The organism is Arachnia propionica (assembly GCF_003932785.1).
Taxonomy (GTDB): domain Bacteria; phylum Actinomycetota; class Actinomycetes; order Propionibacteriales; family Propionibacteriaceae; genus Arachnia; species Arachnia propionica_B.
This window is the reverse complement of record NZ_RQYT01000086.1, coordinates 1-2,749: the sequence shown is the minus strand read 5'-3', so window position 1 is coordinate 2,749 and position 2,749 is coordinate 1. Positions and strand designations below refer to the sequence as shown.

Below are 2,749 nucleotides of genomic sequence, written 5' to 3'. Positions count from 1 at the left end.
GGGGGTGGGGACCAGCCGGGGTGCGGGCTCACCCGGCTGGTAGGGCGGCATCGGGTCGTTGGGGATCACCCTACCGACCAGATCCCCGGGGCCGGGCGACGGGCTGGTTGGATCCACCCAGTGGCCGGGCCTACCCGGGACGTGACTGGATCTCGGGTCACCCCCGGACGGGAACCCTGACACACGGCTGTTCGGCCCGCCACCAGCCGAGGGGCCATGAGAAGGGCCACCAGAGTCACGAGGACCACCAGAACCAGGCGCGTCTGGGGACCCCTCTGTCTCTAGAGTGGGAATAGAAGTCAGGAGGCCGTCAAGTGTTTCGTTGGTTTCGGTGAGGATCTGACCGGCTGCATCCTCGCGGAGTGCATTGCGTTTGCCGATGAGGCCATCGTAGTACTGGGCAGCTTTCAGCTGGACGCCATGGAAGTGAACACTTTGGATGTTGCTCTTGGAGTGTTCTTCGGCTGGGGTGAGGAGTTCTGGTTTCAGGAGGTTGAACTGTGCCTGGGCATCTGCGATGGCGGCTCGGGCCTTCTGGTACTCCCCGGTGATGACCTCGACCCTGTGGGTGTACTCGTCCAGTGCGGCGGTGCGTTTGTCGAGGTAGCTGCGGATGGCGGAGCGTACTTTGCCGTGGAGGCCTGGGGTGCGGTGGATGGCCTGGATGGTCTCGCGTAGATCGGTGAGGGCGGTGTGGATCTCGGCCAGGACCGTGGGGTCGGTGGTCTCCACTGAGGCCAGGGCGGCCAGTTCGCGGAGGCGTTCGTAGTTGGGGCTGGCGGGCATGGGTCAGGACTCCTGCCGGGGTTCGGGCATCGGGAGGTCCTCATAGGCGGCCGACGGTTCAGTGCCGGTTGTGTCGGTGGGCGGGGTGAGGCTGGCCTTGAGGGCATCCAGGCCGGCCTTGGCGTCCCCGTCAGTGGCCTGAAGCTCCGCCACGCAACTCCGCAGGCCGGCAGAGAACCGGTTGAGGTCCTCCTTGAGCGTGTTGAGTTGGGCCTGAAGGTCCAAGAGCTGGTGAACGTAGCGGTCCTGGAACGTCAGGGCGCCGGGTTCGGTTCCCCACTGGGTTGGGCCCTGGAGGTCGGCGAGGTCCTGACAACGCTTCGCGTTGTCGGAGGCGTGGGTCGCTGCGCCGTCCTCCGCCTGCGCGATGGAGCGGTTCACCTGCTCCTCGTCGTAGCCCACGTCCACCGTTGTGTTCGTCATCCTTGACCTCCTTACCCACCGAATGCTAGAGCCAAGTCCTTGGTCACGGCGATGCCACGACCTGTCGGCTGATTGGCCAGTGCTGGGTCTATTTCCGGTGGTAGCGGGGCGAGGTGCCGAAGTGGGACTTGGATGGGTGGTTGGTGACGGTGTTCATGTCGAGGCCGCGGTAGCGGTAGTCGAGGTCATCGGTAGCCCTGTAGGGGAGGAGGAGGCCGTCGATGTAGTCCTGGGCTAGTTCTGGGGTGACGGGGTTGCTGCTGCGGCGGCGTAGGGGGTTGGTGTCCTCGTGGGTGGTGGGGTCGGTGTTGATGAAGGAAGCGATCTGGATGATCCCGTAGCCGTAGTGATCGTTGGGGGCCTCGCCGACGGGGTGGGCGGTGGTGATCAGGTTGCGGATGAGTTGGTTGCCGGTGGCGTTGGGCCATTTCTGTTTGCCCAGTGCCATGAGTCCGGTGACCATGGGGGTGGCGAAGGAGCTGCCGTAAGCTTGCCGGGTCCTGGTGAGGTTGCCGTCGGTGTCAGTGTCGCGGATGGTGATGTCTTCGCCGGGGGCCAGGACGGTGAGGAAGTCGCCTGTGGAGGTGAACTTTGAGCGTTGTGTGTTGGCATCAGAGGAGCCGACTGCGACGAAGGAGTTGAGGTCTCCGTATTCTGAGCCCGGTTCGATGTGGGTTTGGTTTGCTGTGTTGCCGGCGGAGGCGATGATCGGAACGCCCATGTGATAGGCCCGCAGGGCGGCGCTGAGGGCTTCGCTACTTTTGATGCTGCCGAGGGAGATGTTGATCAGGTCCACGCCGTCGTCGAGGGCGCGGTGGATGGCGGGGCCAGGGATCGCGCCCTCGCGGCAGTGTGGGTTTCCGGAGGTCAGGCCGCGTCCGGTGGTGATGGTGTAGTTGATGAGTTTGGCCTTGGGTGCCCAGCCCCAGGTTTGGTTGACCAGGATGGAGGCCACCGCGGTGGAGTGGGATCGGGCCTCGGGAGTACCGACGAGGTTGCAGGGGTTGTTGATCTCGATGTCGGCGCCTTGGAGTTCGGCGCCTTGGAGTTCGGGGACGGTGAGGTCGGGGGCGCTTTCGATGTAGGCGATGGTCACACCTTCGCCGGTGAGGCCATGCTGATGAAGATTCGGGGTGTTGATGAGGGTGGTGAATTTCTGGTCGGTGATGGCGTCGTCGGCGGTGGCTGGGGCTGGGGTGAGGAGGGAGGCGGCCAGGGCGAGTGCGATGAGGACGCGGGGGCGGTTGCGGCGCATCTGGTCTCCTTCGATCCGGTCGGGTCCAGTCTACGGCGGCGCCTCAGATCGCTGGTCGAGCCGTGAGCGTAGCGAGCGTGTCGAGACCTCGGTGGCGGGGAGCCGTCGCCGGGTCTCGACACGGACGGCTCGCTGGCACTCGCGGTCCGGTGTGAGCAGCGGGTGGGTGGGTATGAGTCACGGTCTCCAAGGCTGGGGTAGGGGATGGTGGTGCTTGTCGGGTGTGGGTGCTGGCCGAATGGATGACGTGTGTGGTGGGGTGAGGGGGTCCCGTAGGGGGTGGGT

Annotated in this window: 3 protein-coding genes; all 3 read right to left on the bottom strand. The window is 65.2% G+C overall.

All coding sequences use genetic code 11. The features are described 5' to 3' along the window. Positions 1-786 (bottom strand): hypothetical protein (locus EII35_RS15285; protein ID WP_221739793.1); only part of this gene is annotated, 786 nt, incomplete at its 3' end. 3 nt (positions 787-789) lie between these two features. Further along, complete coding sequence (locus EII35_RS15280) at positions 790-1,209, bottom strand: hypothetical protein (protein WP_125229318.1); 420 nt, start codon at positions 1,207-1,209, stop codon at positions 790-792. Positions 1,210-1,297: 88 nt separating this feature from the next. After that, a complete protein-coding gene (locus EII35_RS15275) occupies positions 1,298-2,464 on the bottom strand; it encodes a S8 family peptidase (protein WP_125229317.1) in 1,167 nt (388 codons plus the stop codon). Between the last annotated feature and the right edge of the window lie 285 nt (positions 2,465-2,749).